The sequence below is a fragment of the Desulfuromonas versatilis genome, assembly GCF_019704135.1.
Classification (GTDB): domain Bacteria; phylum Desulfobacterota; class Desulfuromonadia; order Desulfuromonadales; family NIT-T3; genus Desulfuromonas_A; species Desulfuromonas_A versatilis.
The window spans coordinates 3,710,489-3,737,188 of record NZ_AP024355.1 but is presented as its reverse complement, the minus strand read 5'-3'; the positions used below and the strand labels follow the sequence as shown (position 1 = coordinate 3,737,188).

Annotated in this window: 27 protein-coding genes; 5 read left to right on the top strand and 22 right to left on the bottom strand. The window is 66.2% G+C overall.

The genetic code is table 11. The features are described 5' to 3' along the window. Positions 1-32: 32 nt before the first annotated feature. From tsaA to DESUT3_RS16780, 9 genes are all read right to left on the bottom strand, one after another. On the bottom strand, positions 33-737 hold the full coding sequence (tsaA, locus tag DESUT3_RS16820) for a tRNA (N6-threonylcarbamoyladenosine(37)-N6)-methyltransferase TrmO (RefSeq protein ID WP_221249623.1): 705 nt from the start codon (positions 735-737) through the stop codon (positions 33-35). A 131-nt stretch (positions 738-868) separates the two neighbouring features. After that, a complete protein-coding gene (locus DESUT3_RS16815; protein ID WP_221249622.1) occupies positions 869-2,008 on the bottom strand; it encodes a CapA family protein in 1,140 nt (379 codons plus the stop codon). A 25-nt stretch (positions 2,009-2,033) separates the two neighbouring features. Continuing rightward, entirely contained in the window at positions 2,034-2,198 is a 165-nt protein-coding gene (locus DESUT3_RS16810) for an FmdB family zinc ribbon protein (protein ID WP_221249621.1), read from the bottom strand. Positions 2,199-2,284: 86 nt separating this feature from the next. Then, positions 2,285-4,093 (bottom strand): ABC transporter ATP-binding protein, encoded by a 1,809-nt coding sequence (locus DESUT3_RS16805; RefSeq protein ID WP_221249620.1) that lies wholly within the window; start codon positions 4,091-4,093, stop codon positions 2,285-2,287. Between the two features lie 11 nt (positions 4,094-4,104). Further along, positions 4,105-5,022: a cobalt ECF transporter T component CbiQ gene (cbiQ, locus tag DESUT3_RS16800; protein WP_221249619.1), complete on the bottom strand. Its 918-nt coding sequence runs from the start codon at positions 5,020-5,022 to the stop codon at positions 4,105-4,107. After that, a complete protein-coding gene (gene cbiM / locus DESUT3_RS16795; protein ID WP_221249618.1) occupies positions 5,015-5,644 on the bottom strand; it encodes a cobalt transporter CbiM in 630 nt (209 codons plus the stop codon). The genes cbiQ and cbiM overlap by 8 nt, the downstream gene beginning before the upstream one ends. A gap of 3 nt (positions 5,645-5,647) precedes the next feature. Continuing rightward, on the bottom strand, positions 5,648-5,935 hold the full coding sequence (locus DESUT3_RS16790) for a hypothetical protein (RefSeq protein ID WP_221249617.1): 288 nt from the start codon (positions 5,933-5,935) through the stop codon (positions 5,648-5,650). Continuing rightward, positions 5,932-6,267, bottom strand: coding sequence for a carboxypeptidase regulatory-like domain-containing protein (locus DESUT3_RS16785; RefSeq protein ID WP_221249616.1), 336 nt, complete (start codon positions 6,265-6,267; stop codon positions 5,932-5,934). The genes DESUT3_RS16790 and DESUT3_RS16785 overlap by 4 nt, the downstream gene beginning before the upstream one ends. A gap of 96 nt (positions 6,268-6,363) precedes the next feature. After that, positions 6,364-7,152 (bottom strand): DUF4198 domain-containing protein, encoded by a 789-nt coding sequence (locus DESUT3_RS16780; protein ID WP_221249615.1) that lies wholly within the window; start codon positions 7,150-7,152, stop codon positions 6,364-6,366. Between the two features lie 286 nt (positions 7,153-7,438). Here DESUT3_RS16780 and DESUT3_RS16775 point away from each other — a divergent pair, with 286 nt between their 5' ends. Beyond that, positions 7,439-8,221 (top strand): SIR2 family NAD-dependent protein deacylase, encoded by a 783-nt coding sequence (locus tag DESUT3_RS16775; protein ID WP_221249614.1) that lies wholly within the window; start codon positions 7,439-7,441, stop codon positions 8,219-8,221. A gap of 110 nt (positions 8,222-8,331) precedes the next feature. Here DESUT3_RS16775 and DESUT3_RS16770 read toward each other — a convergent pair whose 3' ends face one another. The 13 genes from DESUT3_RS16770 to DESUT3_RS16710 form a co-directional block, all read right to left on the bottom strand. Then, complete coding sequence (locus DESUT3_RS16770; protein ID WP_221249613.1) at positions 8,332-8,676, bottom strand: nucleoside-diphosphate sugar epimerase/dehydratase; 345 nt, start codon at positions 8,674-8,676, stop codon at positions 8,332-8,334. A gap of 14 nt (positions 8,677-8,690) precedes the next feature. Further along, complete coding sequence (locus DESUT3_RS16765; RefSeq protein WP_221249612.1) at positions 8,691-10,403, bottom strand: DASS family sodium-coupled anion symporter; 1,713 nt, start codon at positions 10,401-10,403, stop codon at positions 8,691-8,693. Continuing rightward, on the bottom strand, positions 10,400-11,236 hold the full coding sequence (locus tag DESUT3_RS16760; RefSeq protein ID WP_221249611.1) for a mechanosensitive ion channel family protein: 837 nt from the start codon (positions 11,234-11,236) through the stop codon (positions 10,400-10,402). The genes DESUT3_RS16765 and DESUT3_RS16760 overlap by 4 nt, the downstream gene beginning before the upstream one ends. Positions 11,237-11,371: 135 nt before the next feature. Continuing rightward, the gene (locus DESUT3_RS16755; protein WP_221249610.1) at positions 11,372-13,141 is read right to left on the bottom strand and encodes an SLC13 family permease; all 1,770 of its coding nucleotides are present in this window, start codon (positions 13,139-13,141) and stop codon (positions 11,372-11,374) included. 2 nt (positions 13,142-13,143) lie between these two features. Further along, positions 13,144-14,052: a DNA integrity scanning protein DisA nucleotide-binding domain protein gene (locus DESUT3_RS16750; protein WP_221249609.1), complete on the bottom strand. Its 909-nt coding sequence runs from the start codon at positions 14,050-14,052 to the stop codon at positions 13,144-13,146. A 312-nt stretch (positions 14,053-14,364) separates the two neighbouring features. Beyond that, the gene (locus tag DESUT3_RS16745) at positions 14,365-15,900 is read right to left on the bottom strand and encodes a R3H domain-containing nucleic acid-binding protein (protein ID WP_221249608.1); all 1,536 of its coding nucleotides are present in this window, start codon (positions 15,898-15,900) and stop codon (positions 14,365-14,367) included. A 196-nt stretch (positions 15,901-16,096) separates the two neighbouring features. After that, complete coding sequence (locus DESUT3_RS16740; RefSeq protein ID WP_225911545.1) at positions 16,097-16,585, bottom strand: PaaI family thioesterase; 489 nt, start codon at positions 16,583-16,585, stop codon at positions 16,097-16,099. Between the two features lie 150 nt (positions 16,586-16,735). Next, positions 16,736-17,530 carry an SDR family NAD(P)-dependent oxidoreductase gene (locus tag DESUT3_RS16735; RefSeq protein ID WP_221249607.1) on the bottom strand — a complete coding sequence of 265 codons (795 nt, stop codon included), beginning with the start codon at positions 17,528-17,530 and terminating at the stop codon, positions 16,736-16,738. A 39-nt stretch (positions 17,531-17,569) separates the two neighbouring features. Next, positions 17,570-19,435: an acyl-CoA dehydrogenase family protein gene (locus tag DESUT3_RS16730; RefSeq protein ID WP_221249606.1), complete on the bottom strand. Its 1,866-nt coding sequence runs from the start codon at positions 19,433-19,435 to the stop codon at positions 17,570-17,572. Positions 19,436-19,739: 304 nt separating this feature from the next. Next, positions 19,740-20,840, bottom strand: a complete 1,101-nt coding sequence (gene asd, locus DESUT3_RS16725) for an aspartate-semialdehyde dehydrogenase (RefSeq protein ID WP_221249605.1) — start codon at positions 20,838-20,840, stop codon at positions 19,740-19,742. A gap of 142 nt (positions 20,841-20,982) precedes the next feature. Next, the gene (locus tag DESUT3_RS16720) at positions 20,983-22,092 is read right to left on the bottom strand and encodes a phosphotransacetylase family protein (RefSeq protein ID WP_221249604.1); all 1,110 of its coding nucleotides are present in this window, start codon (positions 22,090-22,092) and stop codon (positions 20,983-20,985) included. A gap of 332 nt (positions 22,093-22,424) precedes the next feature. Then, positions 22,425-23,126 (bottom strand): RES family NAD+ phosphorylase, encoded by a 702-nt coding sequence (locus tag DESUT3_RS16715; RefSeq protein WP_221249603.1) that lies wholly within the window; start codon positions 23,124-23,126, stop codon positions 22,425-22,427. Beyond that, positions 23,126-23,536, bottom strand: a complete 411-nt coding sequence (locus DESUT3_RS16710; protein ID WP_221249602.1) for an antitoxin Xre/MbcA/ParS toxin-binding domain-containing protein — start codon at positions 23,534-23,536, stop codon at positions 23,126-23,128. The genes DESUT3_RS16715 and DESUT3_RS16710 overlap by 1 nt, the downstream gene beginning before the upstream one ends. Positions 23,537-23,685: 149 nt before the next feature. Between DESUT3_RS16710 and DESUT3_RS16705 the strand changes: the two genes are divergently transcribed. From DESUT3_RS16705 to DESUT3_RS16690, 4 genes are all read left to right on the top strand, one after another. Further along, a complete protein-coding gene (locus DESUT3_RS16705) occupies positions 23,686-24,015 on the top strand; it encodes a TfoX/Sxy family protein (RefSeq protein ID WP_221249601.1) in 330 nt (109 codons plus the stop codon). A gap of 13 nt (positions 24,016-24,028) precedes the next feature. Next, a complete protein-coding gene (locus tag DESUT3_RS16700; RefSeq protein ID WP_221249600.1) occupies positions 24,029-24,487 on the top strand; it encodes an NUDIX hydrolase in 459 nt (152 codons plus the stop codon). 99 nt (positions 24,488-24,586) lie between these two features. Continuing rightward, positions 24,587-24,916 (top strand): pyrimidine/purine nucleoside phosphorylase, encoded by a 330-nt coding sequence (gene ppnP, locus DESUT3_RS16695; RefSeq protein WP_221249599.1) that lies wholly within the window; start codon positions 24,587-24,589, stop codon positions 24,914-24,916. A 142-nt stretch (positions 24,917-25,058) separates the two neighbouring features. Further along, complete coding sequence (locus DESUT3_RS16690) at positions 25,059-26,693, top strand: ABC-F family ATP-binding cassette domain-containing protein (RefSeq protein ID WP_221249598.1); 1,635 nt, start codon at positions 25,059-25,061, stop codon at positions 26,691-26,693. Positions 26,694-26,700 lie beyond the last annotated feature (7 nt).

The following is a 26,700-nucleotide window of genomic DNA, read 5'->3' as shown; positions in this document are numbered from 1 at the left end:
TAACAGGGTTTGAAAATTCTGTCCAGATTGGTTCAGGCCGGTTCGATTGCCACGACGCTGACAATTTTCCCCTCCACATTCCAGCGCACATCCAGGTCGTAGAGCCGCATGCCGTAGACCTTGGTGTCGTCCTGCCCCTGCCGGTAGGCCGGGCGCGGGTCGTATTGCAGGGTCTGGACGATCAGTTCGCGCAGGGCAGGGCGGCCGGGCTCGAGTTCGGCAAGCTGGGCCTGGGCGGCCTCGGTGAACGCGACTTCGAGGCTGGGGCGAGGGGCCGCCTCGGCGAAGCCGCCGCTCGCCCCGGGGAGGCTGTCGGCGTAGGGGAGGTAGGGCTTGATGTCGAGCACCGGCGTGCCGTCGAGCAGGTCGGCGCCGCGGATGCGCAGGCTGCAGCGCTCGGCCTCGCAGTCGATTCCCTCGAGCTCGACCACCGACATGCCGATGGGGTTGGGGCGGTGGGTGCCGCGGGTGGCGAACACCCCCAGCCGCCGGTTGCCGCCCAGGCGGGGCGGGCGCACGGTGAGGCTGCCGTCGTGGGGCGGGCAGGCGTGAAAAACAAACAGCAGCCACAGGTGCGAGAACCCCTCCAGGCCCCGCAGCGCCTCGGGGCGGTCGAAGGGGGGGAGCAGCTCGAGGGTGGCGCGGGCCGCCGGAACCAGGGACGGTTGGCGGGGGATGCCGAATTTTTCGCTGAAGCAGGAGCGGACGATGCCGACCGGCTTGAAGGTGAATTCCACGGTAGATGCTCCGCTGGGGGTTTATCCGGTTGATTCTTCAGAAGAATTAGAAATCGGTCGGCGGGGATTTGCAAGGGAAAAAGTAATCGGCGAACTCAAAGGGGGGAGGGATTTTCCGATGGGAAACGTAATTATTCCCAGAGAAGCCTGAGTGCGTTCTCCTGCGTTATCTCAGTCCGTGTTCCCAACCCCCGGCCTTCGCGGTTGAGCACTTCCATCAGCCAGCGGGCGTCGGCCTTTGAGGCGCGCTGCAGGCGGAAGTTGCGGGTCTGCAGCGGCACCATCTCCAGGGCGGCGAGGGTTCGGGTTCTGGGGTGGAGCTCGGCGAAATACAGCAGGCCCAGATCGGCGCGAAATTCCTCGTAGCCGGCGATCCCCTCGTAGTCGGTGAGCAGGTCGCCGCAGCCGTAAAGGATCAGCCGCTCCCGGTAGACCTCGATACCGATGGGGTGATGGGAGGAGTGGCCGTGGACCAGGTCGACGCCGGCCTCGTCGATCAGCCGGTGGGCGAAGCTGCGGTGCGGGTGGGGGATGGCGTAGCCCCAGTTGCCGCCCCAGTGGAGCGAGGCGATGACCAGGTCGCCGGGGCGCCTGGCGGCGGCGATCCGCCTGCGGATCTGCTCGATGGTCGTTGCGGAGAAATCCGGCAGCAGGGCGACCCCGGCCCGGTCGTCGGTGGCGGCCCAGCCGCCGGGAATGCCGCTGCTCGCGGCCCCGAAGCTGAACACCAGTACCCGCCCCCGGCCCTTGCCGGGCAGCGCCACCACCGCCGGCGCTTCGGTCTCGCGCCGGGAGGCCCCGGCTCCGGCGTGGCGGATGCCGGTCTGGTCCAGAACGCGAAGAGTCTCCGCCAGCCCCGCGTAACCCCAGTCGAGCACGTGGTTGTTGCCCAGGGCGCAGACCCCGATGCCGGCGGCGGAGAGTACCGGCGCGTTTTTCGGGTGCATCCGGTAGTTGATCCCCTTGCCCGGCCAATAATCGTTGCTGACGGTGATGCTGGTCTCGAGGTTGGCCAGGCGCAGATCCGGCGCACGCCGCTGCAGCTCGGCCAGGGCGTCGCCCCAGGGATAGGCGAAAACGCAGCCGCGGGGGATCGGACCGTGGGCCCTTTCGGCCAGCTCCACGTAGCGCCGGGCATCCTCCACCACAGGCTCATGCAGGCGCGGGTCGCCGGGGTGGGGCAGGATCTGGTCGATGCCGCGGCCGGTCATCAGATCGCCGCACAGGAAGATGCTGAGGGTGCGGTCCCGGTTTTGGTTCCTGCCCGGCATGCAAGCCCCCCGGCTGGTTCAGGTGTCAGCTTTTTTTGCTGGTCTTGGCATAGAACACCGAGTACTGCTGGGCGACTTCCCCGCTCTTGCAGGCCGGGCACTGGATTTTCGCCTGGTCGTGCTCGGCCATGCTCATGACCTCGACAAAATCCTTCTGGCACTTGCGGCAGCGATATTCGTAGGTCGGCATAGGCACCCTCCCTGGAGTTGTCCAACGAACTCCAATTTTATCCGCCCGCGATCGCTTCGCAAGGGGAGGTGTTCAAGGGCCCCGGCTCAGTCCGGGCCGTGCTCATGGTCGTGCTCTTCCTCCTCGTGGCCGGGATGCTCGTGGTCATGCAGGCTCCGGGGGGGATGGGCGTGGCCGCCATGCCCCGGGGGATGGGCATGGACAAACTGGTGGTGGTGTTCATGCTCGTGTTCGTGGGGGTGGCTGTGCTCCAGGCTGCCGTGCCGGTGGCGATGCTCGTGCAGGTGCCGGTGCCGGTGGCTGTGCTCGTGGGCGTGCTGCAGTCCGCGGATAGCGCTGCTGCAGCGCTGCCGGTAGGTGAAGGCCAGGCCGTTGAGGCTGGCCAGGCTGCCGTCCTGCAAAAATTCGGCGGTGGCCAGGTCGCCGACGATCCGGCCCTGGTGCATCACCAGGGTTCGCCGGGTCAACTCGCCGATAAAAAACATGTCGTGGCTGACCAGCAGCAGGGTGCAGTCGAGCTCGCGCAGGATCTCCAGCAGCAGTTCCTCCCCCTGGGGATCGAGTCCGGCGGTCGGTTCGTCGAGGATCAACAGCTGCGGTTCCATGGCCAGCACGCAGGCCAGCGCCAGGCGCTTGCGCTCGCCCCCGGAGAGATGCAGCGGAACCCGCTCCTCGAACCCCTCGAGGCGCACCCGGGCCAGGGCCTTGGCGGTCCGCTGGCGGATCTCCTCCTGGGGGTAGCCGAGCTGACGCAGACCGAAGGCCGCCTCCTCGGCGACGCTCGGGCAGAAAAGTTGATCGGCGCAGTCCTGGAAGACCATCCCCACCTGCCGCCAGAGCTCCCGGCGCCGCCTGCGGTTGACCGGCCTTCCCGCCAGGCTGAAGCTGCCGCGCCCCTGGTGCAGGCCGAGCAGGCAGGAGAGCAGGGTGGTCTTGCCCGCACCGTTCTCGCCGACGATGGCCAGCCGCTCGCCGGGCCGGATCTCCAGGTCCAGACCGCGCAGCGCCTGGGTGCCGTCCGGATAGCGATAGCGGTAGTCGCGCAGGGCGACCAGGGGGGGCACTTCGGCGGTTGTCTGCTGGGACGGGGCCGGAGGGTCCGCGGCCGGCGGTGCGGCTGCGTCGGGGGCGAGGGTGAAGCGGAAGGAAAAGTCGAGCCCGTGTTCGCGCAGCGCCTGGCGCTGGGTGACCAGCTCGCGCAGGGTGTAATCGTGATGCACGTGCCCGGCGTCCAGCACCACTGCCCGCGAGCAGAGCTCGTAGAGGAAGATCAGGTCGTGGCTGATGCAGATCAGGGTCCCGGGAAAATTCCGCAGCAGGCTCAGAAAGAGCTCCTCCTGGCGGCGGTCGAGATTGGCGGTCGGCTCGTCGAGGATCAGCACCTGCGGGTTCATGGCCAGCAGACCGGCCAGGGCCGCGCGCTTTTTCTGGCCGAAGCTCAGGTTGTGCGGCGCCTTGAAGGCCAGGTGCAGCAGGTCCACCTGCTGCAGCGCGCGGCGGGCCGCCTGTTCGGCCAGGGGCGCGGAAAGCCCCTGGTTGCGCGGCCCGAAGGCGACGTCGTCGAGGACGGTATGGCCGAACAGCTGGTCGTCCGGGTCCTGGAAAAGCAGGCCGATCTCCGGGCGGGCCAGCTCCAGGTGGGGCCCGCGAAGCGCCTCCCCCTTGTACTCCAGGGTGCCGGCGCTTGGCCTCAGCAGCCCGCAGAGCAGCTTGACCAGGGTGGTCTTGCCGGAGCCGTTGTGGCCGACCAGGGCGATGCGGTCCCCGGCCGCCACCTCCAGGTCGACGCTCTGCAGGGCCGCCGTGCCGTCCGGGTAGCGGTGACCGAGACCGCGCAGGGCAAACAGGGCGGAGGCGGGGCTCGGCAGTGGGGTGGGGCGGTTCAGTTCGTGCACGGCACTTCTCCTTAGAACCACAGCCGGTCGAAAGCGACCAGGGTGATCCCCAGAGCCAGGCAGGCCGCGCCCAGCAGCAGATCGCTTCGCCGCAGGCGCAGCTCGGCCGGCTCGGGAAACCGGCCGCGATAGCCGCGGGCCTGCATGGCCTCGAAGACCCGCTCGGTCCGCTCGAAGCTGCGTACGAAGAGCATGCCGAGAAAGTTGGCCACCGCCTGCAGGGTGGCGACGCTGGTGCGCTTGCGAAAGCCGCGCACCTGCATGCCCGCGGCCATGCGCTGCGCCTCGTGGCGGAAAACGTGCAGGTAGCGGTGGCTGAGCAGCACCATCTGCCCGACCATCTCCGGGGCTCCCAGGCGCGCCAGGCCGTGCAGGGTCACCGGCAGCGGGGCGGTGGCGAACAGCGGCTCGCTGAGCAGGGCGATGGCCACCCCCTTGGCGGCGATGGTCCCCGCCAGCTGCAGGCCGCGCAGGTTGAAGCCGAGGCCCTCCAGGCCGCCGAAGATCAGCAGCGTATCCCCCGGATGCGCCGGGGCGGAAAAGGGCATGACCACCAGCAGCATGCCGAGAAAACCGCACACCGCCAGCAGCCGCAGCAGCACCCGGGGCAGGGGGGTGCGGGCCACCGCCAGGGCCGCCGCCGAAAGCGCCACCGCCGCCAGGGCCGAGGGCAGCTGCTGGAGCGAGGCGACCATAAAGGCGTAGCCCAGCAGGGTGGCCAGCTTGCAGCGCACGTCCCAACGATGGAAGGGCGAGTTGCCGCTCCCCTGCACCAGGGCCGGGACCGACCAATCGCGCTCCTCGCTGCGCTCCCGGCGGCTGCGGCCCAGGTAGCGCAGCCCGGCCAGCGCCGCCGCCAGCAGGGCCGGCGGCACCAGCAGCAGCAGGATCTGCCAGAGCGGCAACGCGATGCGGGCGACCTCAGTCATGGAACTCCCCGGCCCCGCGCAGGAAGGCGGGCTCCAGCAGCTCCGGCTTGACCCGGGCGAGAAACCCGATGGTGAAGGCGCTGACCAACCCCTCGATGACGAAGACCGGCAGGTGGGCAAGCAGGGCGATCTTGGCGACGCCGAGGAAATCCTCCCCGCCGCTGATCAGCAGCAGCGCCAGAACCAGCGCCGAGAGGGCTGTCCCCAGGGCCCCGACCAGGCCGCCGACAGTGGCCTGGCGTTTGCGCCCCTGCCCCTTGAAGTGCTGGAAGATCCAGCCGCAGGCTAGCGCCGGGATCCCCATCATCAGGGCATTGGCGCCCAGGGCGGTCAGGCCGCCGAACTGAAACAGCAGGCTCTGCAGCAGCAGGCCCAGGCCAATGGCCAGAAACGCCGAGGCCCCGAGCAGGGCGCCGGCCAAGCCGGGAATCAGCAGATGCACGCTGGTGGGGCCGAAGGGGACGTGGATCAAGGAGGCGACGAAAAAGGCCGCGCTGACCACCGCGACCCTTGGCAGGTCGGCGCTGCGGGTGCGGCGGGCACTCCAGGCGGCCAGGCCGGCGCTGAGCAGATAGCTGCCGATCGCCACCGAGGTGGGCAGAACACCGTCGGAGATATGCATCGGCTACTCCCCTTTTCGCCTGGAGGCGACAAAGGCCGCCACCCCGAACAGGCCGAAGATATAGCCGAGGCCGGCAAACACGTCCTCCATCCCCGGTTTGTCGAGGTCCGCGCGCAGGGCGGCGATCTCCCGGTGGATGCGCCGCAGTTCAGCGGAGAGTTTCTCGTTGTCCTGCTGCGCGGCGGCCGCCCCGTCCCGGGCGCCAGCCTCCTCGGCCCCTGCCGTCCGGGCCGGGCCCAGCAGGGCCAGGGCGAGAACCGACAACAGCAATACACGGCGCAACCCGCTCATCTGCCCCCCTCCAGCTCGGCCCTGTTCAGCCGAAAACTGTTTTTGTGGCCCATGCCCGCCTCGATCACGATGGTCAGATCGTCGATTTTCGGCACCGGAAAGCTGAACAGGCCTTCCTGGTCGGTCGTCCCTTCCAGCAGCATGCTGTCCTGGCCGTCGTAGACCTGGACCTTCCCGCCGCCCACCCTGGATCCGTCGGGGAAATAACTTTCGGTATAGACCGTCCCTCCTTCGACGTAGGCGAAGAGGTTGACCTTGTGGGCGAGGGCGGTGCCGGCCACCAACAATAGCGACAGCAGGGCAAGGCAACAGATGCGCGGCAGGTTCTTCATGGCGGGTCTCTATCACTCCGGTGGGCGCCGGCCGCCCCCTTTTCCCTCGCAGGATGTGGTGGCGGGCGCCGGGGAAACTACGGCGGGTCGAACTCCCTAGTGCATGTCGATGGTGTGCACCCAGATGACGGCGCCGATCTCCACGGGTTTTTCCTGGTCCTCTTGCTTGAGCGTCCAATCGGCCTCGGAGAGGGCGGCGAACCCCCACCAGCCTGCCCTGGGCATGGCGTAGTGGAAAACGCCGTTGGCGTCGGCCTTGACCACCTGGGTCACGTAGGGATCGGCCGGCGGGTGGATGGTCGCGGGGTTGTCCGGCGAGGCGTTGAGGTATTCCACCTCCACTTCGGCGAAGGGGACGGGCTGGCCCTTGAGAAGCACCTGGCCGGAAAACAGGTTGCCGGTCCACAGGCCGTAGGGGCGGGAGAGGGGAATGATCTCGGTTTCCAGGCCAAGGGGCTGATCCCAGCCGTCTTCGAGCCCGAGGGCGTTGACGCAGACCTTGGTATAGTGGAGGATGAACTTGTCCTCCACCGGTTCCCAGTAGGGTGTGGGTTCGACGAAGAAGGTGTAGTCCCCGGGGCGGCGGACCTGGAACTCGGCGTTCCAGAAGGTGAACGTTTCTTCCTGCTCGGGGCCGCCCCCTCTGGCCGGCTGGAGACTGGCAAGCAGATCGGTCTGCTGCCCGCCGTGCTGGACGCCGAAGCGCCGGGGCCTGGCCATCTCCATGTAGTGCCCTTCCAGGGGGTGGATGAATTTCACCTGGAGGTTCAAAACTTTTTCGTCGTCCTGGGTGAGGATATCGTCGGCGGGGATGACGGCCCCGAAGTGGGCTGGCGCCGGGGTGGCCGCGAGCAGCAGGGCCAGCAGCAGGAGGGCAGCTTTCATAGGGATTTGCTCCTGGTCGTGTTACGTGTTTTACATTTGTAACACCATAAGGCTGGCGCCGCGAAGTTGCAAGGAGAAAATAGCACGATTATATATTCCGTGGCACAAACTCGTCCGGCAATAGCTGCCTGAAGACGCCCCCTGTGGGGGCAGAATCGGTCGGCAGGCCACGCCGGGAATTGGTTTTGACTTTTGGCTGGTTCTTCGCTGTTCAGAACCCGTTGCTGAGGTGGTCCCTGCCGGGTGGAGCACCTCCGCAACGGGTGAATCGGCGAGAGGGGGACAGATGGGAAAAATTTTGAGCCTGGAAGCGGAACGCTGTGCCGAGATGATCCGCAACGCGAATACCGTGGTCGCCCTGACCGGGGCGGGGATCTCCACCGCGGCGGGGATCCCCGATTTCCGCGGGCCCCGGGGGCTCTACGTGACCCGCCGCTACGACCCCGAAATGGTCTTCGAGATCCGCTGGTTCCATCGTACGCCCGAGTATTTTTACGAGTTCTCCCGGGATTTTGTGGCGGCGGTGAGGGAGATCCGGCCGACCTTCACCCACCGCTTTCTGGCCGCGCTCGAGCAGCAGGGGCGCCTTTCGGGTGTCATCACCCAGAACATCGACATGCTCCACCAGTTGGCCGGCAGCCGCCGGGTCGTCGAACTGCACGGCTCCTACCGCTCCGCCACCTGCACGGGGTGCGGCAGGCGCTATCGGGACCTGAGTTACCAGTGGTGGGAAAAGGCCATGCTCAGCGGCCCGTCGCCGCCGGTAGCCGCCTGCGCCTCCTGCAACGGGGCGTTGAAACCGGACATCGTGTTCTTCGGCGAACTGGTCAATGGCTTCGCGCAGGCCGAACAGTTGGTGGCCCGCTGCGATCTGCTGCTGGTCCTTGGCTCCACCCTCCAGGTCACCCCGGCGTCCTACCTTCCCTACGGGACGCAGGCGCCGATCATCGTCGTCAATCGCGGCGAGGTGACGCTCCCCCCGGGCCCCGAGCGCTACCTGGTCGAGGAAGATCTCGACGCCTATTTCCGCCAGGTCGCGGGTTTTCTGGGAATTGGACAGCCTCGATGATTCAAGAATGCTTCTACTGCCCCAGCTTAATTCCGCCGGGCATCCACCCTCACCAGGCCCGCTGGCCGCAACAGCCTAAGGATCCAGGCCCGTGTCGAAAACGGCTGCCATCACCGCACCGCCCTGGCCACCTCGATCACCGGGACCTTGGCCAGGGCGGCCAACTCCTCGCGCAACGCCCCGGCCAGGATGTCCATTCCGGGGGCTCTGCCCAGACCCATATCCTCGGTCGGCATGGCCAGCAATACCAGGTCCGGCGTGGTCTTTTCCAGCACATGTGCCAGGGTCAGGGGGGTCAGGGCCTCGCGGATGTCTACCTTCTCGATAATCCCCTGCTCCACCGCAAAGAGTTCCTTGCGCGGGTCGGCGGTCAGGATCACGATATCAGGGTTTTTCTGCAGCTGCTGGATGACCTTGGCGCCGGTGCGGCCGGCGCCGATAATTAGAACGCGCATCGTGGGTTCTCCCGCTAGATCCAGCCCAGAAGTGCCAGGGCGTAAAAAAACAGGGCCAGGGCCACCGAACTGATCAGGGTGATGATCAGACCGTAGCGCATCATCTCGGTGCGGGTGAGGATGCCGGTGGCGGCGATCAGGGCCATGCGCCCCGAGGCCGAGGGGAGCGAATAGCCGAAGGTGGTGGCCAGGGTGACCGGCAGCACCAGCTGCACCGGATCAAAGGCCGGGTTGTCCCGCGCCAGGCTGATCAGGATGGGTACAAACACGGCGGTGATGGTGGTGTTGTTGAGCAGGTTGGTCAAAAGCGCCGAGACGAACACCAGCAGCACCAGGCTCACCAGCAGGGGAGCCTCGGAGATCACCGGGCTGAGCAGGGCGGCGAACCAGTCGGTGACGCCGCTGCGGGTCAGGGTTTCGCCAAGGGAGAGGCCGGCGCCGATGATGAGGAAGATCCCCCAGCTCACCCCCTTGAGATCCTCCCAGTTGATGATCTCGCGCACCGCCAGATAGGAGACCGCAATGACCGCGACCATGGCCGAGGAGAGCAGGGTCGAGGGCAGGCCCAGGGCCGCTTCGAAGGTAGGCCCACCGATCCACAGGATGGCGGCGGCGGCCAGCAGCAGCAGGATCTCCCGCTCGGTGCGGCTCATCGGCCCCATCTCCTTGACCTGCTGGCGGGCCGGCTGCACGTCGAGCCGCTTGACCGGTACCGGGGCCAGCTTGACCAGGACCCACCAGGTCAGCGGGAAGATCAGCAGGAAGGCCGGCAGGCCGTACTTCATCCAGTCGAAAAAGGTCCAGGGGCCGATCTGCGCCAGAAAGCTGGAGGCCACCGCATTGGGGGCGGCGCCCATGATCGTCGCCATGCCGCCGAGGCTGGCGCTGTAGGCCAGCCCGAGCACCAGCAGCACCAGCAGGGCGCGGGCCTCCTCCGGGTCTTCGACTTGGCTGGAGATGGTCATGGCCACGGGGATGAGCATGGCGGCGGTGGCGGTGTTCTCGACCCACATGGAAAACACCGCAGCCAGCCCCATCAGCCCCAGCAGCACCATTTTCACCCCCCCGCCCGAGGCGACGATGACCGTCAGGGCGAGCCGGCGGGTCAGGCCGTGCTTGCGCAGCGCCTCGGCCATAAACAGACTGCCGAGGATGAGAAAAACCACCGGCCTCGAAAAGGTTTCGAGGGCTTGGGGGGTGGTGGCCACCCCCAGGGCCACCTGGGCCAGGGGGACCATCAGCGCGGCGATGGGCAGGGAAACCGGTTCCAGGGCGAGGATGGCTGCGGTAAAGGCGAAGGCCGCCAGCGCGCGGTGCCCCTCGGCCGAAAGGCCCGGCGGGGTGGGGAGCAGCAGGACGCCTAGGGTGATCGCCAGTACCAGGCCGAAACGTCCGAGCAGGGCGGCGCCCCCCCGCAGCCCGGTTTTGGCCCGGGGTTTCAGTACCCGGATCGGCTCGAGCTCCGCGTTTTCGCCCTCTTCCTTTGGCCCGGCCCGAAACGGCAGGCGGCGCAACAGCGGCTCCAGAAAGGTCAGCTCGCCCACCAGCAGGCGACCGGCAAAGCGGCGCAAACTGGAACCCATGCCGTCGGCCCGTCTTCCGCGCAAGGCAGCCACCGCCCTTCGGCATCGGGCGCACTCGGTCAAATGGGCGTCGGCCCTCCGGAGTTCCTCGGGGGACAGGCGCCCCCCAACATAATCGGCGGCAGCGACATGATTCTCGGTCATGACGTTTTCTTATCCTCAGCGAGGATGATGACGACCTCCTCGATGAGCACGGAATTGGGCAGCGACACCCGGCCGGCTTCGGTTTCGAGCGCCGCCTTGATGGGGCCGATGCTCTCCAGTCGGCCGGTGTAGTTCTGAACGCTCAGCATCTGGCCGGGGGCGAACTCCTCCCGGGCGTGCAGCCCGGCCATGATGTTACGGGCCAGGTCGCGGCTGCCCCAGCCAAACGCCACCGCCAGAGCCAGGGCCGCAGAGGCGATCAGGACGGTCGCGGTGGTGACCAGCAGAATGGTCTCCACCCCCAGCTGCCCCAGGGCCAGCACCACGACGAAGATCAGGATGACGTACCGGACTGCCTGCCCCAGGGCCAGCCCCCCCTTGATCCCGGCCTGCCCCGCCGAGGCCCCCAGCGCTTTCCCCACTACACGGGCCACCAGCCCACCCAGCAGCAGAATCAGTCCCGCGGCCAGCACCCTGGGCAGATAGGCGACCAGCTCCTCCAGGGTATCGGTCACTCCCCGCATTCCCAGGCTTTCGGCCGCCGCCAGGATGAAAACCAGCAGCACCAGCCAGAACACCAGTCGGGCGATCAGCTTCGATGCGGAGGGCTCCATCCCCATGTCCCTGAGAAACCGGGTGGCGCCCGCCCGTTCCGCCAGTCGGTCGAGTCGCAGTCGGCGCAGGAGCCCAGCGAGGATGGCCTGCACCAGGCGGGCCACCCCCCAGCCGACAATAAGCAAGAGAAGCACGGCCCCAAGGGTTGGAAGCCAGGCCATGATCTCGCTAAGAATCCGACGCAGCGTTTCCGTCCAGAATTCCGGTTCCCAGGGCATGAGCGTTCTCCTTATGGCGGGCCAAACATAGTTACTTTATAAGCCTTGATTAATTGTAGCATCCTGTCCATGCTCTTACAGAGGGGAACCGGCGTCGGTCTGCGGCTTCGATTTCGGTGTCCATAACGGGCGCCCTCAGAAGGGGAAGACCAGGGGGATCAGGGCGGTGGCCAGAATCCAGATGCCGAAATTGAGTGCCGTGCCGACCTTGGTGTAGTCGAAGAACCGGTAGCCGCCCGGGCCCATGACCAGAGCGTTGGACTGGTGACTGATGGGGGTCATGAAACAGGAGGAGGCGGCAATGGCCACTGCCATGAAGAAAGGTTTTGGACTTGCGGCCAGATCCACGGCGGTGTTGAAGGCGATGGGTGCAACCAGCACCGCGGCGGCGGCGTGGCTCATGACCTCGGTCAGGGCGAAGGTGATCAGGAACACCGCCCCGAGCACCATCCAGGGGCCGTAAGGGCCGACGCCGGTGATGATCTGGTCGGCCAGAAAGCGGGCCGCGCCGCTGTTCTCCATGGCCAGGCCGAGGGGCAGGGTGCCGGCGATCAGCATGATGATCGACCAGTCGATGCTCTCGTAGGCCTCGGTAAGGGTCAGGCAGCGGGTGAGCACCATGACCGCCGCCCCCAGGGTGGCGGAGAGCATGATGGGCAAAATCCCCAAAGCGGCCAGGACGATCACCCCGACCAGGGTGAGCAGGGCGATGGGGGCCCTGCGGGGATAGTAGGAGACGCTGGGCACCCCGCCCAACAGCAGAAATCCCCGTTGCCTGCCCAGGTACAGGACTTTTTCCTCGCGGCCCTGCAGCAGCAGCACGTCCCCGACGCGCAGCATCACATGGTCGACCTTTTTGACCACCGGCGCCCCCGCGCGCCAGAGGGCCAGCACGGTCAGCCCGTGGCTGTCGGCGAAGCGCACCTGGCGTAGGGTCTTGCCCACCAGTTCGCTCTGCTGGGTGAGGCTCGCCTCCACCACCACAATCTCCTCCTGCGACTCGATGTCGGTCGGGTTGTCCCGCTCGGGGACCACCTGCAGCCCCTTCTTCTTGCGGACTCTCAGAATGCCTTCGGGGTTGCCCTCCAGGAACAGGATGTCACCGACCCGCAGCTTGCGGTTACGGCGGGGCGCGGGGATCTTTTCCTTTTCCCGTAAAATCGCCCGCACTTTCAGATTGAAGTCGCTCTCCAACCCGCTGGCGGAGATCGCCTTGCCATCCAAAGGGGAGCCCTCCAGGATCTCCACCTCGGTGATGTACTCCTTGACCTGGTAGGCTTCGGTCAGGGTCCCCGCCTTGCGGGTCGGCAGCAGGTGCCGGCCGATGAAGGCCATATAAAGGGTGCCGGCGATCAGGATCGCCACCCCGACCGGAGTGAAGTCGAACATGGAGAAGCTCTCCCCGCTGTACTGCTCCATCAGGGCGTTCATCAGGATGTTCGGCGGGGTGCCGATGAGAGTGCAGACCCCGCCCATCAACGAGCCGAAGGCCAGGGGAATGAGCAGCTTGGAGGGGGGAATGTGCGCCTTGCGGCCCATGGAGATCACCAGGGGCATGAGCACGGCGGTGGAGCCGATATTGTTGATGAAGGCCGAAAAGCAGGCGACGGTGAGCATGATGACGATGATCAGGCGGGTTTCGCTGGCCCCCGCCACCTGCAGAAGCTTTTCGCCCAGTTTGCCGGTGGCGCCGGTGCTGGCGATGCCGGCGCTGATCACGAACATGGCCGCCACGGTGATCACCGCCGGGTTGCTGAAGCCGGAAAAGGCCTCTTCCACCGAGACCAGGCCGGTCAAGCCGACCGCCAGCAGCACCAGCAGGCTGACCAGGTCCATGCGGATCCATTCGGTGGCGAACAGTATGACAGCGACCGCCAGGATGGTCAGAACCAGTACGATTTCCATGGCTAAGCTTCTCCCTTGCCGGTACTGATCGAGCCGATGGGCTTGAGACGTTCCACCTCGATCAGGATCTTCCCGTTGCGAAAGACCGTTACCGTCCCAGTGGATGCACTGACGGCGACCGCGACCGCCGAGGTGGTGGCGGTGATGCCAGCGGCCGATTTGTGCCGGGTGCCCAGCCCCCATGGCAGTTGTTCCCCAAACTCGGACGGCTTCAGGTAAACTCCCGCCGCCTCGATCAACCCGTCGCCGCGGATAACGAAGGCGCCGTCAATGGCGGAAAATTCCTTGACCGTCTCGGTCAGCGCCGGATCGAGGACGTTGCGCTTTTCTTCGGAGTGACCATGAAAGGGGTTGAGGACCAGAGGGGTGCTGTGGGTCAGGACATTTTCCGTGTCGCCAAGAACGAAGATCGTCCCCACCGGCTTTCCCTCGCGCCCCTGGGAGCCGAGGGCCACAGCGATATCCAGGACCCGTTCGAAGACCAGGGGATTGACCTGGGCCCCCTCGCCATCGTGTTCGCCCATGGAAAATATTTCGTATTCCTCGCCGACTTCGAGAAAGACCATGGTGTCCACGGCCTGGTCCGCAGATATCCCGGTCAGGCAGATCAGGCGATCACCCTGCTCGAAGATGGAGCGGGATAACCCCAGCAGCACCGCGATTTTGATCTGCCCCAGTCGGGTCAGGCGCACCGCCGGAACCAGGATGACCTGGGCCGAGGTTTCCTTGAGCCGCTGGTAGGTCTCGCGCTCCCGAGTGACAACCACCACCATCTGACCGGCACTCTCTTCCAAAAAGGCCGCCAACTCGGCCACGCCGGCAAACACGTCGGCATATACCAGGATCGCCCGAGCTTTCAGGGCGCGGGCCATGCCCAGTGCATTGCGGAGAATCTTCTTGGTGACGTCCATGGATTGTTCTCTCTCCCGCCCCGGATCGGGCTCTGCCAGAGGGGCCGATAAACAGGAACCCGTCGCCGGCGGCAGGAGTTCTCGGATTCTTTGCAACATTTAAGGACATTATACAGAAAAAACCGTATCCCTAACCTTCCAGGGATTAGGCTATGAACTGACACCCCTCCTGAACGATGCTCTTCCCAGGCACGGTGAAAAAGCCATGAATGTTGCAGCGTTGCGTTTGGATTTTCCCGATAAACGGAAAAGCAGGGGCATGCATGATGCTTTGTTCGGCACCACCCAAACTCTCGGGCAAAGGGCCGGGGTTTACTCCCCGCCGCCCGGACGGATGACCAGGTGGCGTTTGGGCTCCTTGCCGCTGCTCTCGGCGAGCAGGCCGCGGCCGGCGATGAGCCGGTGCTGCATCTTGCGCAGGGCCGGCCGGCGCGGCGCCAGTTTGACCTCCACCCCCTCGGCGAGGGCGCGCCGGATGCCGGCCTCGGTTTCGGCCACCATTTCGTGCAGCTCGTCCCCCTCGATCCCTTCCAAAACGTGAAAGGCACGCTCCAGCAGGCGGCGCATCTCGTTGGCCGTGTTGCGCTTGATGAAGTGCAGCGCGGCGCCGGTCTTCTCCACCACCCGCCGCAGGCGCAGGTCGTCGCTGCGCGAGCGCAGCGCCAGGATCAAGTCGGCCTGCTCCGGTCCGCCCACGGTGCGGGCGTTGAGGTCGAGGCTGCGGATCACCCTTTCGAGCAGTTCGCGGGAGAGGGCGTAGGGGTAGATGCGTGCCGGACCCCGGTAGCCGGACCGTTCTTCTTCGGTGTCGGGCAGCATCTCGGGGGCGGCTTCGCGCACCTCCACGTGGATCTGGCCGTTGGCGGCCTGCTCCCGGCGTTCGCCGCGCGGCGCGACGCCGCGCAGCAGCTGGTCCACCGCCGCCGCGGTGTCGGGGTGCACCAGCACCTCGTCGCGATCGATCATCTCCACCACGATGTCGAAGGTCGGCGGAGCGCGGCGCTCGCTCACCGTCTTGGTGCTGCGCCGCCGGCGGGCCTCCTCGTCGCCGAGGGTCACCACCTGCACGCCCCCCACCAGGTCGCAGAGGGTGGGGTTCTTGATCAGGTTCTCCAGGGTGTTGCCGTGGGCGGTGCCGATCAACTGCACGCCGCGCTCGGCGATGGTGCGGGCCGCGCCCGCCTCGGCCTCGGTGCCGATCTCGTCGACGATGATTACCTCGGGCATGTGATTCTCCACCGCCTCGATCATCACCGCGTGCTGGCGCTCTACCTGGGGGACCTGCATGCGCCGGGCGCCGCCGATGCCGGGGTGGGGGATGTCGCCGTCGCCGGCGATTTCGTTGGAGGTGTCGACGATGACCACGCGACGGTGCAGATCGTCGGCGAGCACCCGGGCCATCTCCCGCAGCTTGGTGGTCTTGCCCACCCCCGGCCGCCCCAGGATCAGCAGGCTCTGCCCGGTTTCGATCAGGTCGCGCAGCAGTTCGATGCCGCCGAGCACCGCCCGCCCCACGCGCAGGGTCAGGCCGATGATCTGCCCCTTGCGGTTGCGGATCGCCGAGATGCGGTGCAGGGTGCGCTCGATACCGGCGCGGTTGTCGCTGCCGAATTCCCCCACCAGGTCGGTCACGTGGGCCAGGTCCTCGTGGTCGACCGGCTGCTCGGCGAGCCGCACCACCTCCCCGGCGAAACGCGCCTCGGGGGGCCGGCCGAGATCCATCACCACCTCGAGCAGATTGTCGAGATCGAGCCGCAGCAGGGCGGCCTGCAGCGGCTCGGGCAGGGTGGCGACCAGCAGCCGGATGTCTTCGCTGAAGGTGGGAAGCTGGGGACGTATGTTTTTCATAAATAGCCCTCGCCGGCGCCCGGCCCGGATGGCATCGATACCTCATTATAACGCTCCCCGCGGACGGGGCGAACCGGGGCCGGATCTGGGGCGCGGCGGGCAAACGAAAAGTGCCCACCCGCCAACGCGGATGGGCACTCTTCGCTCCAACTCAGGGGGCGCCTTCGACCCGGGGGCGGGGCGGGGCGGCTGCGGGTCACTTCCCGCGGATGGTGATGCACAGGCACTCGGCTTCGGCGAATACCGTCTCGCCGGAACAGATCCGCCCGTGCACCATCACCTTGCGGCCCTCGGTCGAGATTACTTCGCTCTCGATGGTCACCACCTGCTCCAGCGGCAGCAGGTTGCGGAAGCTCACGTTGAGGTTGCCCACCACGATCGGGTAGCCCGCCGCCCAGGCGGCCAGGCCGAGCACCTCGTCGAGGACCGCGGCCATGGCGCCGCCGTGGGCATGGCCGGGCGGCCCCTCGGTCTCGGGGCCGAACCAGATGCGCGCCCGCAACTGCTGGTCAGGGTCGCGGTAATAGCGGACCCGATAACGGTTCCCGTCGGGTTCGCCGGAGACGAACCGCAGCGACGCACCCACCAGGGAAGGGGCATCGAAGGCGACCCACCCGGCGTCCCCGCTCAGGTCGACGGGCGGGCAGGTCTCGGCGGAACTGCACTTGCTGGTTGCTGCTTCCACGGGCGTTTCTCCTTGAATCGGGGGATCATGGCCTTTTTTGCCGGGCCCAGCCATCGGCATGTTCCGCACAATAGCAGACTCCTTGCCCCAAGGTAAACAGTTTGAAACCTTGGGGGGAGGACCCCAGATGGGAACTCACCCTCCTTGCGCTCAGCAGCAGCTGTCGACCAGCCCCCCGTCGACCCGGTGAGCGGCGCCGGTGGTCGCGTCAGCCAGCGGCGAGCAGAGGTAGGCCGCATGGTTGGCCACTTCCTCGGGGGCGGCAAAGCGCCTGATCAACGAACCGGGCCGGGCACTGCGGAAAAAATCCTCTTTCATCTGCTCCACGGCAATGCCCCGCTCCTGGGCCAGGCGCCCGACGAATTCGGCCACCCCTTCGGTCCAGGTCGGCCCGGGCAACAGGGCGTTCACCGTCACCCCGGTCCCGGCCAGGGTCTTCGCCAGGCCGCGGCTGACCGCGAGCAGGGCGGTCTTGGTCATGCCGTAATGGACCATCTCCACCGGGATGTTGATCCCCGACTCGCTGGAGATGAACAGGATGCGCCCCCAGCCCCGCTCGCGCATCCCGCCCATGGCCTCGCGCGAGCAGCGGACCGCGGAAAGCACGTTGAGGTTGAAAAATCGCAGCCAGTCCTCGTCGCTGATCAGTTCGAAGGGTTTGGGCTCGAAAATCCCGAAATTGTTGACCAGGATGTCGATGGGGGCGATCTTGCGGGCCGCCGCGAACAGCCCCCGTACCCCTTCGGCGCCGGAGAGGTCGGCGGCCACCGCATGCACCCTGCCCGGGTGCCCCAGGTCGGCGGCGACCCGTTCGGCCTTCTCCCGGTTGCGTCCGTTGATCACCACCTGGGCCCCTTCGGCCGCCAGGCGGGCGGCGATGGCCTTGCCGATCCCGTCGGTGGAGCCGGTGACGATCGCCAGTTTATCCTCGAGTTTCAGGTTCATCGGTCTTCCTCCATGGCGCGCTGGGAGCTCCGGGCGGCCTCAGCGCCGCTCCGCGCCCCCGCCTGCGGCAGGCTCATCCTGCCAGGTGCAAAGGATGTTCTCCTCGAGCCAGGCCAAATCTCCGGCCAGCACCGAGCGGGCCAGGGCGTAATTGCGGCGGTCCTGGTTGAGATAGAGCGCCCGGCGATAGCCGGCGATGCGCCGCCGCGCCTGGCGGCAGAAGTTGTCGGCCAGTTCCGCGGCCCCCGGCGGGGCCTGGGGGCTGAGCGCCCGCGACAGGGCGGCCCCCATGGCAAACAGCTCCACGCCGGTATCGACGATGCGTCCCAGCACCAGCTGCCGTTTCTGCAGCCCGCTGCCGTGGCGCAGCATCATGTGAAACAGGTCGCGACCCAGCCGCCGGGCCGCGTGGTGCAGGTAGCGCAGGTGCCCCTTGAGCAAAGCGGGGATGGCGAGCCCTTCGGGATAGGCGTGGCCGGGCCAGAGCAGCCCGGCGTACCAGCGCGGGTAGAAACGCAGCGCTTTTTGCAGATCGAGCCGGTTGCTCAGGGGGGTGATCCCGGTCGCCTCGAGGTGGGGGTCGAGGGCTTCGCGGGCGATGAACAGGCGCAAAATCTCGCTGGTCCCCTCGCCGATCAGATAGAGGCGGGCGTCGCGCAGCATCCGCTCCACCGGCATCGGCTGTTCGCCTCGGGCGCGCAGGCTGTCGGCGGTTTCGTAGCCGCGTCCGCCGCGCACCTGCAGGGTGGCATCCAGAGCCCGCCACATCGCCTCGCTGCAGAAGAGCTTGTCGGCCGCCGCCTCCAGGCGCAGGTCCATCCCCCCGCCGTCCTGGTAGGAGGCCGCCAGCCAGGCCAGGCTGTCGACGGCATAGGTGTCGGCGGCGATGCGGGCGATCTTGGCTGCCACGGCCTCGTGCTGGCCGATAGGGGCCCCCCACTGGCGCCGCTGGTTGCCCCAGTTGCGGCAGATGGCCAGACCGTGCTTCATCACCGCGCTGCAAAAGGCGGGAATCGACAGCCGGCCGACGTTCAGGGTGCGCAACGCCAGGCGCAGCCCTTCACCGATGCCGCCCAGGAGATCCTCCCTGGGCACCCGAACGTCGTTGAAGGCAATCAGCCCGTTCTGGATCCCCTTGAGCCCCATGAAATCGCAGCGGTGCTCGACCTTGAGGCCTGGCGAGTTGCCCGCGACGATGAAGGCGCTGATCTCGGGGCGCGCGGCGGCCGGGTCGTTGCTGCGCGCGGTGACGATCAGCAGTTCGGCGATGGGGCCGTTGGTGGTCCAGAGCTTGCGGCCGTTGAGCAGCCAGGCCGAGCCGTCCTCGCTGAGGGTGGCGGTGGTGGTCATCTGCGAGGGGTCGGAGCCGACCCCCGGCTCGGTCAGGGCGAAGGCGCTGAGTGCGCCGGCGGCGAGCCGGGGCAGGTAGCGCCCCTTCTGCTGCTCGCTGCCGAACATCAGCAGCGGCTGCGCCACGCCGATGCTCTGGTGGACCGACAGCAGCAGGGCCGTGGACCCGCAGTGGCTGGCCACCAGGTGCAGAATGCGGTGGTAATTGCGCTGGCTCAACCCCAGCCCGCCGTAGCGCCCGGGGATCTTGATGCCGAACAGGCCGAGCTGGCTGAGCCCCTCGATCACCTCGGCGGGGACGTTCTTTTCCCGGTCGATGCGGTCGGCATCGACCCGCTCCCGCAAAAAGGCGCGCAGCTTCTGAAGCAGCGCGTCGCCGGCGGCCTTATCCGCCGGCTCCTGCTCGGGCCAGGGAAACAGCAACTCGTTGTGCAGCCGCCCCATGAATAGCTCACCGAGAAAGCTCGGCTTTTGTCCTTGGGCCTCCCGCGCCGTCTCGGCCAGGTCCATGGCGCGCCTGGCGTCGCTGCCCGTATCGCGCAAGTCCTCTTTCATTTCGCTTGATCCTCGTCAGTGCCGACCCTCCCAAAGATTAAACACGAATCGCTGAACTCCGGCCGGGCACCTTCCCTGGGAATTCCGGGAGATAGGGGTTGAAGGTTCCGGCTCTCGATGCGGTCGGCAGGCATCGGCTTCCTGTTTAAAGATAGCAGGAATTTATCCTTTGGGCAGGGCGGGCGGCAGGGTCGGGGGCGGGTTGCGAGGCGAACCCGGAGGGCAGGGGGGGCGATGAAAAACGGGGCAGGCCGAAAAGGGCCTGCCCCGTTGCTGGTGCCTGGGCGCGGAGAATGTCCGCCGCTTACTTGCGTTCGCGCAGGATGCGCAGCATGCGCCGCAGCGGCTCGGCGGCGCCCCACAGCAGCTGGTCGCCGCAGGTGAAGGCCGAGAGGTACTGGGGGCCCATCTTCATCTTGCGCAGCCGCCCCACCGGTACGCTGAGGGTGCCCGAGACCGCGGCGGGGGTCAGCCGGGCCAGGCTGTCGGCCTTGGTGTTGGGGACCAGTTCGACCCACTGGTTGTCGTTGCTGATCAGGTCCTCGAGCTCGCCAATAGGCACGTTCTTGTTCAGCTTGATGGTGATCGCCTGGCTGTGGCAACGCATGGCGCCCACGCGCACGCAGAGCCCGTCGACGGGGATCGGCTTTTCGGCGCCGAGGATCTTGTTGGTCTCGGCGTAGCCTTTCCATTCCTCGCGGCTCTGGCCATCCTCGACCTCGCGGTCGATCCAGGGCAGAAGGTTGCCGGCCAGGGGGAAGCCGAACTCTTTTTTCGGCAGCTCGTTGCCGCGCAGCTGCTCGGTGACCTTGCGGTCGATATCGAGGATCGCCGACCCCGGATCCTGGAGCAGCGACGCCACCGAGCCGTGCAGCACGCCCATCTGGCTGAGCAGCTCGCGCATGTTGGGGGCACCGGCGCCCGAAGCGGCCTGGTAGGTCATGGAGCTGACCCATTCCACCAGCCCGGCGCGGAACAGCCCGCCGAGACCCATCAGCATCAGGCTGACGGTGCAGTTGCCGCCGATATAGTCCTTGACCCCACCGGCCAGGGCCTTGTCGATGACCTGGCGGTTGACCGGGTCGAGGATGATGACGGCGTCATCGGCCATGCGCAGGGTGGAGGCGGCGTCGATCCAGTACCCCTGCCAGCCGGCCTTGCGCAGCTCGGGGTGAACGGCCTTGGTGTAATCCCCCCCCTGGCAGGTGATGATCACGTCGAGCTTCTTCAGCTCGGCGATGTCTTCGGCCTTTTTCAGGGTCCCCGCGCCCATCGGCGCAGGCTGCCCGGCCTGCGAGGTGGAGAAGAAGACCGGCTCGATCCCCTGGAAATCGTTCTCTTCCTGCATGCGTTGCATCAGGACCGACCCGACCATGCCGCGCCAACCGACAATCCCGACTTTCATTTAATAACTCCTTGTTGGGGGGTTGATTTTTCAGAAATTGGAGTATAGCCGAAAGCCGGAAAAAATTGAAGGGGCCACAGGGGCGATGTTGGAAAAAATAAATGGGCTGGTATTTCTCCCCCTCCTCCGGGGGGGGGGATAATCAGCCGGGGCGGGGCGCGAACAGTTCGTCCAGGGTGTCGAAATCGAAGCGGAACTCAGCCAGCGAGCGGACCAGGTCGAGCTTTTCGGTGTCCTCGGCGGTGAGCTTGGAGACGTCCTCGGTGATGAGCTTGTAAAGCTCGGCGGTGGTGTGTTTCTGGGCCCTCAGGTAGGGGATGTTGCTGCGGTCGAGGATCTGCTGGGTGATCTTGCTCACCGGCAGGATGCCGGGGATGATCAGGCCGACGATCTTTTCGCGGTATTCGGGGATCTGGTACATGTTGGCCAGGGTCACCAGCAGCTCGTCCCGGCTGCTGGTGACGATCAGCCCCGTCGCCTCCTTGAGCAACTCGGCCACTCGCTGGGTGGAGGCGGCGCCGATCTGCACGTGGTGGACGATGCGCTTGGCTTCGCGTTTGTTGCCGTTGAGCGGCAGGTCGAGAATCCGGCCGATGCGCCCCAGGGTCGGGTTGGCCAGCACCGGCTGGTAGTTGAAGCCGCCCAGCACCGGAAAGGGTTCGCCGGCGAAGGCCCGGCGCAGGTAGTCGAGGGTGATGTCACGCTTTTCCGGGATCAGCTTGTTGGGCAGAATCGCCCGCACCTCGGCGCCCTGCTTCTCGAAGATGGCCAGGTTGGCGTAGACCGAATCGATGACGTTGCCGATGCCGCCGCCGGTCACCATCAGCACCGGGGCATCGAGCATCCTGGCGATATGGGCGTTGGAGAGCCTGAGCACCGAGCCGACCCCGGGGTGCCCCGACCCCTCGATGATGATGAGTTCGCAGCGCTTCTCCAGTTCCGCGCAGGCGTGAACGATCCGCTGGCGCATTTCGCCCGGGTCGAGCTGGCCGTCGAGTACCTGGCGGGTGGTATGGGGGTGGACCACCACCGGCGACATGTAACGCAGATCGCGGGTCAGCTTGAAGACCTGGGCCATCAGCGCCGCATCCTTGTCGACGTCGACGCCGTTGAGCACCGCCGGCTTGGGCCCCAGCGGCTTCATGAAGCCGACCTTTTTGTATTTTTTCTGCGCCAGGTGCATCAGCGACAGGCTGACGGTGGTTTTACCGCTGTTCTGACCGGTGGCGGCGATGAAGATCTTGCGGGCCATGGAGGACTCCTGGGGACACGGAATCGTAAAAAAACTGCTGTTTCGGGAATTCTTTTGCTGAATCCTATTTTTACAAATCGGTATTAATTGTGACTTCAGGTTCTCTTTTACCACGAAGGACAGGAAGTTCACGAAGAAAAGCATTGCAGTTCTTCCTTCGTGTCCTTCGTGCTCTTCGTGGTGGATAAGGTCTTTAGCGGACGCCTTGAAGGGCGCGGGTTTCCCCAACGTCCACTTCGCTCCGGCGGCGTCACACGGGGCGGGGTAGAATATCCATTTTATAGCCTAGCAGGCCCAAATGCGTTTTCCAGAAAAACTGCGGATATGCGTTTTCACCGTGCCCACGGCCGGGCGTCGATGACCTGCAGCACCTGCCCCGGCTCGCGCTCCACCGCAACCTCCATCCGCCCGGGGTCGAAGCGGTAGCCGAGAAAGCAGTGCGGACGGGGGCTGTGCAGCACCGCCTCGTTGAAGATGACGGCGCTGGTCCCCGCGCAGCGGGCCGAGGGGGCGAGCAGGCCGGGGTGCCCCTCGCGGTGGATGCGCCGGCCGATCTCCTGGGTGAAGGCGTATTCGTCGGCGACCAGCAGGGGGAATTCCTTGCGCTTTGCCGAGAGATCGATGAGCAGTGCCCGGCAGTGCACCAGGTAAACGGCCCGCTCGCGGTAGACCGGCTCGTCGACCCCTTCAATGCCGGCGATGTCGAGCACCGTGTGGTAGACGGTCTCGTAGATGCTGGTTTCCAGCTCGAGCGCCCCGTACCAGAGGCCGTAGGTTCCGTCGCCGTAGCGGCTGGCCATGAACGGTTCGGTCTCGAAGGGATAGCCGATGGCGGTGGTGTAGTGTAAGCCGCGGTGGATGATGCCCGTGGGAATTTCGCCGCGAATGCGCATCTCGGCTTCGCAGGCCAGCGCCGAGAGCTCCGGATCGCCGCCGCTCAGGTCGTCGAACAGATCCTCGGGTTGGCGCAGCGAGACGATGTTGCGGTACAGATCCCCGTCGAGATCGCGGGTTTTCCCATATAGCCCCTTCATCAGCGGCCGCGCTGAAAATCGAGGTAGCGGCAGACCTTGGCGATGCCGATGATCCCATCTTTCTTCATCACCTCGAGTGGCGCGAGGTTGGCGAAGGCCTGGTTGCGGCGGCTGACCCAGCTGTAGCGCAGCTGCTCGTTGCGGGGGTAGAGCAGCCGCAGTGCCTTGTGGATGGCCAGCAGCCAGCCGACCCGGTCGAGCACGTCGCGGCTGCCGGGGAGCGGTTCGCCCTTGCGGTAGCGGGTGAGCAGCGCGCGGCTGGTGGGGCTGAGGCCGAGCAGGTTGAGCTGGTCGTTGGTGCTCAGCCCCCAGCGGTCGAAGAGGTTCATCACCAGGGTGGCGAGCTGTCGCCGGCTTTCCACGCTGCCCAGGTCGATGGTCTCCGGTTCCTGCCGATGTGCCAGTGGCATGAGATTTCCTTTCCGTTCACAGCTTCTTTCTGTTTATAATTATACATAATATGTTTTTCTGTCAACGGGCCTGGTTTGCCAATGGTTGGAACCCGGCGGCTGTACGGGTAGAATTATAGGACCGGTGGGAACGAAAAAAGGAGCATGTCATGGCCTACGACGAGACGCTGGCCGGCCGGGTGCGGGCCGAACTGATCGAGCGGGACGGGTACGTGGAGAAGAAGATGTTTGGCGGCATCTGCTACCTGCTGCACGGCAACATGGCCTGCGGAATCGTGCGCGACCTGCTCATCGTGCGGGTCGGTCCGCAGAAATACGGCGCGGCCCTCGAACTGCCCCACGCGGGCGTTTTCGATTTCACCGGCCGGCCGATGACCGGCTGGGTGCAGGTCGCCCCGCCGGGCTGCGCCGCCGACGCCGAGCTGCGGGCCTGGGTGGCCCGGGGCGTGGCCTACGCCCTGTCGCTGCCGCCCAAATAAGAAGGAGGGGAAGATGGAACATCCCAAACACGTCGTCGTGGTCGGCTGCCTGATCCGCAACCGGGCCGGGGAGGTGCTGCTGATCCGCCACCCGCGGCGTGGCTGGGAGATCCCCCAGGGGCGGGTGGAGGAGGGAGAGGACCTGGTCGCTGCCGCCCACCGCGAGGTACTCGAGGAGGCCGGCGTGGAGATGAACCTGGGGCCGCTGGCGGCGGTCTGGTCGATGACCGCCTCGCCCGCTTCGATCATCTTCAATTTCCTCGCCGACTATCGGGGCGGCGAGCTCAGGCCGAGCGAGGAAAGCCTGGAGCTCGGCTGGTTCTCCGCCGAGGAGGCCCTGGGCTACGTCACCCACCCGGTGAACCTCGACCGGCTCAGAACCCTGCTGGCCTATTCCGGGAGCGTCGTCTACCGCGCCTACGCCCCCAAGCCCTACCAGGTGCAGGTGGAGGCTGTTTTCAGCTCCATCTAAAGAGGTATTCAGGGGCTACGGCATTGCCGCTTGCGCGGATGTGCAGCTTGTGCTAACTAAGCCGGATCGCGCAATCCATCATCATCTCAGGAGAGTCCCATGAGCTACAGCGCCCCCGAGCAGTTCGCCAACGTCACCGTCGCCTGCAAGGCCAATATCTACTTTGACGGCAAGGTGGTCAGCCACGCTCTCACCCTGGCCGACGGCAGCAAAAAGACCCTCGGCCTGATCTTCCCCGGTTCCTTCAAGTTCGACACCGCCGCACCCGAGCGCATGGAGATCATCGCCGGCGAATGCCGGGTGCGTCTTGCCGGCCAGGGCGACTGGATCGGCTTCGCCGCCGGCACCTGGTTCGACGTGCCGGGCAACTCATTTTTCGAAATCGTCGTGGAGAGCGGCATCGCCGAGTACGTCTGTTCTTTCGGCTGAGTCTCAGCCGGGTGGCGGCAGCGGAAAATCCGGCGGAAAAAACAGGAGGGACGGCCCGTTGGTCGTCCCTTTCGGTTTTAACCTTGCAGAAAAGCGCCCAACGTGCTAACAGTGCGGCACTTTTTTTCTTCGGAGTTTCAACATGATCCACCTGACCAGCATATCCAAGCAGCACGGTTCCCAGGTCCTTTTCAAGGACGCCAGCTTCCAGATCCTGCCCGGTTCCCGCAACGGGCTGGTCGGCCCCAACGGGGCCGGCAAGACCACCATATTCCGCCTGATCACCGGCGAGGAGGAGCCCGACAACGGCCAGATCTCCTGCGCCAAGAAGACCGTGATCGGCTATTTTTCGCAGGATGTCGGCGATATGTCGGGCCGCTCGGCCCTCGAAGAGGTGATGGCCGCCTCGGCCAGAACGGTGGCCTTGGGCGAGGAGATCCGCGCCATGGAGGCCGCCATGTGCGAGCCGATGGGGGACGACGAACTGGCGGCGCTGCTCGAGCGCTACGGCGACGCCCAGGAGGAGTTCGAGCACCGCGGCGGCTACGACCTCGAGGCCCGGGCCCAGGCGGTGCTCACCGGCCTCGGCATCGGTCCCGACGCCTATAACCGGCCGGTGGAGAGCTTCAGCGGCGGCTGGAAGATGCGCATCGCCCTGGCGCGCATTCTGACCCTGAACCCCGACGTGCTGCTGCTCGACGAGCCGACCAACCACCTGGACGTCGAGTCGATCGTCTGGCTCGAGGAGTGGCTCGCCAGCGAGTACAAGGGCGCGCTGCTGATGACCAGCCACGACCGCGACTTCATGAACCGCATTGTCACCACCATTGTCGAGGTGGCCAACAAGACCGTTACCACCTACAGCGGCAACTACGATTTCTACCTGCGGGAGCGCGAGATCCGCCGCGAGCAGCTGCTGGCCAGCCACCGCCGCCAGCAGGAGATGCTGGCCAAGGAAGAGGAGTTCATCGCCCGTTTCGCCGCCCGTGCCTCCCACGCGGCGCAGGTGCAGTCGCGGGTGAAGAAGCTCGAGAAGATCGAACGCATCGAGATCCCGCCCGAGCAGAAGACCATCAAGTTCGAGTTCGCCGAACCGCCGCGCAGCGGCGACGACGTGGTGGCCATGCAGGGCCTGGCCAAGACCTGGCAGCTCCCCGAGGGAGGCGATAAGTCGGTGTTCGGCGGGGTGTCGGGGCTGATCCGGCGCCAGGAGAAGATCGCCGTGGTCGGCGTCAACGGCGCCGGCAAGTCGACCTTCCTGAAGGTGCTCGCCGGCGAAACCGAGCCCACCTCGGGAACCGTGAACCTGGGGGCCAGCGTCAACCTCGGCTACTTCAGCCAGCACGCCATGGATGTGCTCGACCCGAAACGGACCGTCTTCGAGACCGTGCAGGACGCCATCCCCCAGGCCTCCATCGGCGTGGTGCGCAACCTCTGCGCCGCCTTCCTGTTCCAGGGCGACGACGTCGACAAGCGCATCGACAAGCTCTCCGGCGGCGAGAAGAGCCGGGTGGTGCTGGCGACCCTGCTGGCGCGGCCGATCAACCTGCTGGTGCTCGACGAGCCGACCAATCACCTCGACATCCAGTCCCGCGAGATCCTGCTCGAGGCCCTGCAGAAGTTCGCCGGCACCGTGGTGCTGGTCAGCCACGACCGCCACTTCCTGCGCTCCCTGGTGGGCCGCGTCTTCGAGATCGACCACGGCGAAATGCGGGTCTACGAGGGGGATTACGAATACTACCTGCACAAGACCGGCCGCGACAGCCGGGCAGCCTGAGAGGCAC

Excerpts from the sequence above, each read along its gene's own strand:
- cbiM (WP_221249618.1), bottom strand. The coding sequence starts at position 5,644 with ATGCATATCTCCGACGGTGTTCTGCCCACCTCGGTGGCGATCGGCAGC.
- DESUT3_RS16780 (WP_221249615.1), bottom strand. The coding sequence starts at position 7,152 with ATGAAAGCTGCCCTCCTGCTGCTGGCCCTGCTGCTCGCGGCCACCCCG.
- DESUT3_RS16690 (WP_221249598.1), top strand. The coding sequence starts at position 25,059 with ATGATCCACCTGACCAGCATATCCAAGCAGCACGGTTCCCAGGTCCTT.
- ppnP (WP_221249599.1), top strand. The coding sequence starts at position 24,587 with ATGAGCTACAGCGCCCCCGAGCAGTTCGCCAACGTCACCGTCGCCTGC.
- DESUT3_RS16775 (WP_221249614.1), top strand. The coding sequence starts at position 7,439 with ATGGGAAAAATTTTGAGCCTGGAAGCGGAACGCTGTGCCGAGATGATC.
- DESUT3_RS16720 (WP_221249604.1), bottom strand. The coding sequence starts at position 22,092 with ATGGCCCGCAAGATCTTCATCGCCGCCACCGGTCAGAACAGCGGTAAA.
- DESUT3_RS16765 (WP_221249612.1), bottom strand. The coding sequence starts at position 10,403 with ATGACCGAGAATCATGTCGCTGCCGCCGATTATGTTGGGGGGCGCCTG.
- DESUT3_RS16790 (WP_221249617.1), bottom strand. The coding sequence starts at position 5,935 with ATGAGCGGGTTGCGCCGTGTATTGCTGTTGTCGGTTCTCGCCCTGGCC.
- DESUT3_RS16730 (WP_221249606.1), bottom strand. The coding sequence starts at position 19,435 with ATGAAAGAGGACTTGCGCGATACGGGCAGCGACGCCAGGCGCGCCATG.
- asd (WP_221249605.1), bottom strand. The coding sequence starts at position 20,840 with ATGAAAGTCGGGATTGTCGGTTGGCGCGGCATGGTCGGGTCGGTCCTG.
- DESUT3_RS16705 (WP_221249601.1), top strand. The coding sequence starts at position 23,686 with ATGGCCTACGACGAGACGCTGGCCGGCCGGGTGCGGGCCGAACTGATC.
- DESUT3_RS16785 (WP_221249616.1), bottom strand. The coding sequence starts at position 6,267 with ATGAAGAACCTGCCGCGCATCTGTTGCCTTGCCCTGCTGTCGCTATTG.
- DESUT3_RS16755 (WP_221249610.1), bottom strand. The coding sequence starts at position 13,141 with ATGGAAATCGTACTGGTTCTGACCATCCTGGCGGTCGCTGTCATACTG.
- DESUT3_RS16760 (WP_221249611.1), bottom strand. The coding sequence starts at position 11,236 with ATGCCCTGGGAACCGGAATTCTGGACGGAAACGCTGCGTCGGATTCTT.
- DESUT3_RS16745 (WP_221249608.1), bottom strand. The coding sequence starts at position 15,900 with ATGAAAAACATACGTCCCCAGCTTCCCACCTTCAGCGAAGACATCCGG.
- DESUT3_RS16700 (WP_221249600.1), top strand. The coding sequence starts at position 24,029 with ATGGAACATCCCAAACACGTCGTCGTGGTCGGCTGCCTGATCCGCAAC.
- DESUT3_RS16810 (WP_221249621.1), bottom strand. The coding sequence starts at position 2,198 with ATGCCGACCTACGAATATCGCTGCCGCAAGTGCCAGAAGGATTTTGTC.
- cbiQ (WP_221249619.1), bottom strand. The coding sequence starts at position 5,022 with ATGACTGAGGTCGCCCGCATCGCGTTGCCGCTCTGGCAGATCCTGCTG.
- DESUT3_RS16770 (WP_221249613.1), bottom strand. The coding sequence starts at position 8,676 with ATGCGCGTTCTAATTATCGGCGCCGGCCGCACCGGCGCCAAGGTCATC.
- DESUT3_RS16815 (WP_221249622.1), bottom strand. The coding sequence starts at position 2,008 with ATGCCGGGCAGGAACCAAAACCGGGACCGCACCCTCAGCATCTTCCTG.
- DESUT3_RS16715 (WP_221249603.1), bottom strand. The coding sequence starts at position 23,126 with ATGAAGGGGCTATATGGGAAAACCCGCGATCTCGACGGGGATCTGTAC.
- DESUT3_RS16710 (WP_221249602.1), bottom strand. The coding sequence starts at position 23,536 with ATGCCACTGGCACATCGGCAGGAACCGGAGACCATCGACCTGGGCAGC.
- DESUT3_RS16735 (WP_221249607.1), bottom strand. The coding sequence starts at position 17,530 with ATGAACCTGAAACTCGAGGATAAACTGGCGATCGTCACCGGCTCCACC.
- DESUT3_RS16750 (WP_221249609.1), bottom strand. The coding sequence starts at position 14,052 with ATGGACGTCACCAAGAAGATTCTCCGCAATGCACTGGGCATGGCCCGC.